This window comes from Bradyrhizobium sp. (assembly GCF_035570375.1).
Taxonomy (GTDB): Bacteria; Pseudomonadota; Alphaproteobacteria; order Rhizobiales; family Xanthobacteraceae; genus Bradyrhizobium.
In genome coordinates this window covers 1-4,968 of record NZ_DATMLW010000146.1, presented here as the reverse complement: position 1 = coordinate 4,968, position 4,968 = coordinate 1, and the positions used below count along the sequence as shown (strand labels likewise).

The window sequence follows — 4,968 nt, the reverse complement described above, 5'->3', positions numbered from 1 at the left end:
GGCGATCTCGGCCGGCAGCGTAAAGACGAGGTGGAAGTAGCCGACCGGCAGCAGATCGGCCTCGCGCGCGGCGAGCCAGTCCTTTGTCGCCGCGCCCTGGCACTTGGGGCAATGGCGGTGCATGCGAAAAACCGCCTGCCGTCCGGATTAGAATAAAAATGATGCGAGAGGCCACAAATCGCGGGCCACGACGCCCGCCCGCTATGGCCGGCCTGCCACCTTCTCGTTTGATAGGCCAGGGCTTCCCAGAAACGCTGCGATCGTCCCGGCATCGCGACCGATCATCGTCTGGCCCGCAGCCACGAGCGCATCGACCTGCTCGCGCGGTAAGGTGAGGCCGGTGCGGATCGTGGTGAGCTGCGCCCGGGTTTCCGGATCGGGATAATCGGAAAGGCTGACCCGCAACAGCTTCCCGGCAACATCGCCGCACGCATAACCCCGAATAACGGCGCCTTGGCGGCAGCGCAGCGTGCGCAAATGGGCGACGAGATCGTCGACAGCGGCTTCGACGGCGATCAGGGTCTCGATGTTGTAGGCCCCCACTTGTGTGCTCGTGACCGCCGAAATGATCTGCCCCAGCCCGCTGACGATGCGTTGGCGCGGCCAGTTGGGGTTCGGCGCCGACTGGCCGTCGACGGTGATGACTAGAATGCGCCGCACCGGCAGCAGACCGGCCGCAACCCGATCCGTTCCGGTGTCCAATAGAAGCACATCATTGAGCAGCACCCGCAGCGCCAAATTATCCGAAACGCCGCCGTCCATCAGATGAATCCACGGCGTTCTCTGGTCGCTGGAATAGCGATGCAGGTTTTCGATCAGTGCGCGCGCACGCAAATCAGTTTCGGCGCGTTCCCATGCTTGCGGCGGCACCGGCGACGGCAATGGACAATCCGGCCCGCGATAGTTGCGCAGGGTCACCGCGCTGAACAGCACCGGAAAGCCGTTGGAAGCGGCGACCGCGCGAGCGATCGGGAGGGTCGCAAGATCGGAGCAGATCACGTCGAAAGTCTGCGGCAGAAAGCCGAACGGGCTGCCAAAGCTGATGTCGGTGGCATTGATGCTAACCTGAGGACGGCCGCGCCGATAAAGGTCCTCGAACGTCGCGCCGTGCAACATCAGCCGGTCGTAGACCGATGTCATGCGGTCGTTGGTGCCGACGAGCGGATTGAATACCCAGTCCCAGTTCCACGGCAGCAGAAAAGTGCCCCAGATATAGGCCTCGATGTCGGGGTAAAGGAATTCGTCGGGGAAGGTTTCGAACGACTTCTTGCCGTAGAGGCCAAAATACGCCACCGGAAAGGATCCCCCCGAGACCCCGGCCAAAAAGTCGATTTCGTCGAGCAAGGTACTGTTCGTCGCTTCGGGGCGCACGGGGATGTCCCTCATTCCGCGCAGGACGCCGAAAGCAAAAGCGGCCGAGCGCTTGCCGCCGCCCGAGAGGGCGACCAGCACCAGGGCGCTTTCGGCGCCGCCGCCGCGGTTCACGTCGAGCAGACGATATTCGGTATTCCCCGCGGCCGACCGCAGCGGCTCGTTCATCGGCACCCGCAGCGAGCTGCAGCCGCCGAGCAGCAGCACCACGGCGAGCCCAAGCACGTGCCATTTGCTCATGCGCCGAACCGAACGCTCAACAGACCCATGGAATGCAACCCTACGGGACGGCTCGATTGAGTAGCGGACGATCCGGCGAAAGCACGGTCGCGATTGCGCGGGTCGCCGGGTTTCTGGCGCACAGGGTCGCCAGCACAATCAGGATAGGCACGCCGATAAAGGCACCGGCGATGCCCCACAACATTGCCCAGAAAAATACCGCAAACAGAACCATGAACGGGGAGATCGAGATCGCCGCTCCCGTTACGCGCGGCTCGATATAGCTGCCGACGACGAACTGGACGACGTTGAGGCCGACGAACATCACGATCGCCGGCGAGAACGACTCGTATTGAGCGGCGGCAAAAAGTGTCGGCAGGATTGTAGCTATGAACGATCCGATGAACGGGATAAAGTTCAAGACAAAGGCGATGACGCCCCATTCACGGCTGAGATCGAGACCATAGACCGCGGTGAAGGCCCAAAAGCCGAGCCCTGTCAGAAGGCTCATGCCGAAGCGCACAAGCATGTACGTCTGCAGTCTTCCCGCGATTTCCGCTGCGGCGTCGATCGCGACGGCGCCAAAAGTGCCGCTTCCGACTTCGCCGAGGCGGCGTCCGAGCGGCTCCAATTCGAGCAAGCCCAGGATGACGAACATAAAAGTCACGAGCCCGAAGGTAACGATGCCCTGCAGGCTGCCGCCGATGCCGCGCAAAACGCCGAGGATCCACGACATGTCGAACTGTTCGGCGATCAGCTCGGCGGCGTAGAGGCCGCGCTGCTCGAGTAGGTCGGCGACGTGAATGTACAGGCTTTGCAACCGCGCGGAATTCGTGATTACCCACTGCGCGATCCTGCCGAAACCCCATACGATCAGCCAGCAGCCGATGCCGATCGCGAGCAGGGCGACGGCGGCGGTTATCAAGACGGCGACAAGCTGCGGCAGCTTCCTCTTCAGCCGCCGTTGCAATGGCCATACCAGCGCGATGACGAGCAGGGCGAAGGTTACCGGGATCATCACACTGTGCGCCAGCGACAAGGCTGCGAGCGTGAGGATGATGGCGCAGATCAGCGCCGCAAGCCGTAACGTGCGGTCCCCGACCGGTGTTGGCGGGCTATCGAAATGCACAACCGCTTCCCCCCAACCTGCCCCGGGCGTGGCCTTAGTTACGATCCATGTGGAAAGACTAACGTCACGCGGAACTGAAATCCCCAGTTCGGTCCGCCGCGCGGTGTCTCGGCAAAGTAGCGCATCAAGCCGCCAACCTGCAATAATTGGCCCCCGATGAAGACGAGTTGGTTGACGCCGACGCTGATCGGCACAATCGATTGCCGCGAACTCCAGTCGTAGATGGTCTCTGTACTCAGGAAGGGTGTCGTCTGCGTAGGGAACGTATAAGTGAGAAAGGGCTGGATCAAAGTGGCGTTCACCCTCTCACGCCGGCGGTTCCCAGGGGTGGTTTTCACGAAGCCGGGATCTGCAATCCCGCTATTCGGGACCTCGAGGAGCGGGAGGGTGCCACTCGGCAGGTGCGGCACTCCGCCTACCGCCCAGAGATGGTTGGCGAGTATGCCGTAGAGCCAGCCGCCGGACTGCTTCAGCACAACGCCGGTGGGCCCCGCGCCCCATTGCCCGGAGCCTATGAAATCATTGCTCGCGCTGGGGTAGAGAAAAATCGGACCAGCACCCCAGGTGATGCCGTTCACAGGTCGTGCCGGTGAGAGAAAGAAACTCTGCACGATATCGCTGATGCCTGTTTCCGGCTGCGGAAAGACGCGCTCGACATGGGCGAACGGGACGATCGTGCGGGTAATCAAATTCCAATCGTCATTCAGCGTAAAGGGGATCACCGGCTGCACGTTGAGCGTGTAGCGGAAAGCGTTGCCGCGCCCGCCGCCGAAATCGAAATTGTTCTGGAACGGTACGCTGGTCAGATTGGCGATTGGGTTGGCAAGTTCCTGCGCGAGAGCGGTGTCGCTCAGGTCACTCTCAAGATGTGAGTCCGTCCGATCCTGCGCATGTGCGGTACCAAGCAGGCAGTACAAGGTCAGTCCCAGCGCGAGTGCGAAGCGCATCTTCGTCTCCCTCCCCCTGTCGCCGTCAGGCCCGCGGATCTGAATCCTCCGCCAGATGCAGATCTAACGGAGCTTTCGGCGGCATCTGTTACCGGGTCACGCTCCGTCGAGGCCAGGTCAGCGGACCGTGTGCCGGATTGGGCTAGCGGATAGAGCGACCAAGACGGAACCTGGCTCGATCCCCATAACAGCGTCATGTTCCACAACTCGTCGGTGTCGGGACTCGGCGGATTTCGTTGAAACTGGGGCGTGTCCGGACTTGCGACGAAGATCACATTCCTGTTTGGGTATAGGCTGGGATCAATTTTGGCTTGAAGTTGGGTGTTAAAGCGAAGTTGCGCGTGAAGTGAAAGCGGTAAAACGCCTCGATCGCACATGTTACGAACTTTAGTTGACACCGCTCAAATGGGCTCTCTTAAAAGAAAATTCTGAACTTCACGTGCGGAACTGCGACAAAGTCCCTGCTTGGATTGAGGGCCGGATTGAAAATAAGCTGGATACCGGGGGTGAGGCTGCTGTTCGGCGTTACCCCGATAGTCCAGTATGTTTCCACGCCGTATTGGTTCCTGGCGTCAACCCCAGGTATAAGATTCGCAAAGGATCGAGCCCACATCGTCGAGACCGCGACCTCGCCCTGAATATCAAACGGGCGTAGGTACGCCACGCCCGCGATCGCCGTGTGCCGGGAGACGGTTGTGGAAATCCCGCCGCCCTGCGCGGTGTTGTACACGTAGTTCGCAAAGGCCACGATTTGGCCGATCTGCTTCTCGCCGGCCAGCTTGAAGCCCCCGCCCGCCACGTTCGGCGAAGTGTCGGGATTGCGAGTGCTCCGTCGATCGGCGTAGAACAGGTCAAGGTGGAGGTGGTCGAACTCGCCGTTGTCGCGCCGCCAGTCCTTGCCGAGTTCGACACCGTAGAAATACTGACGCTTCCCAAAGGTGCTCCAGTCCAGGCCGTTTGCGGCCGGATCGCCGTTCATGTCGTTCAATGTGCCAACGACGTAAACGCCCGGGTCGGTCACAATCGGCCACAGCCGGAACGACGCGCCTAGTCCGAAGGTCGGGTATGGGATTGTCTCATTGAAAGCGGCCGGGCTGGCAGTGAACCCGGTTCGCGCATCCTTGAAGCGAAAAAAGTTGAAGACAGCCTGCGGGCCCTGGTTGCCGACGCGAAAGCTGAATTGGCTGCCAATCTTCTGCTCCCAGAAGAGATCTTCAATGCGGAAGCCTTGGTTCCACGACGTCCACTCGTAGTTGGACCAAAGCGAGCCAATGTCCCGAAGGCCAAACACGGCCGGAACTG

4 protein-coding genes and 1 pseudogene are annotated in these 4,968 nt (G+C 61.1%); all 5 read right to left on the bottom strand.

The window, feature by feature from the left end; genetic code table 11:
• Positions 1 to 120 (bottom strand): annotated as a pseudogene (locus tag VNX23_RS15345) (transposase zinc-binding domain-containing protein); the annotation flags it as partial.
• A gap of 81 nt (positions 121 to 201) precedes the next feature.
• A complete protein-coding gene (locus VNX23_RS15340) occupies positions 202 to 1,611 on the bottom strand; it encodes a patatin-like phospholipase family protein (protein ID WP_325631360.1) in 1,410 nt (469 codons plus the stop codon).
• Positions 1,612 to 1,651: 40 nt separating this feature from the next.
• Positions 1,652 to 2,719, bottom strand: a complete 1,068-nt coding sequence (locus tag VNX23_RS15335; protein ID WP_325631358.1) for an AI-2E family transporter — start codon at positions 2,717 to 2,719, stop codon at positions 1,652 to 1,654.
• Positions 2,720 to 2,757: 38 nt separating this feature from the next.
• Positions 2,758 to 3,666, bottom strand: a complete 909-nt coding sequence (locus tag VNX23_RS15330) for a hypothetical protein (protein ID WP_325631357.1) — start codon at positions 3,664 to 3,666, stop codon at positions 2,758 to 2,760.
• A 415-nt stretch (positions 3,667 to 4,081) separates the two neighbouring features.
• The coding region (locus VNX23_RS15325; RefSeq protein ID WP_325631355.1) for a carbohydrate porin at positions 4,082 to 4,968 on the bottom strand (887 nt) is incomplete at its 5' end.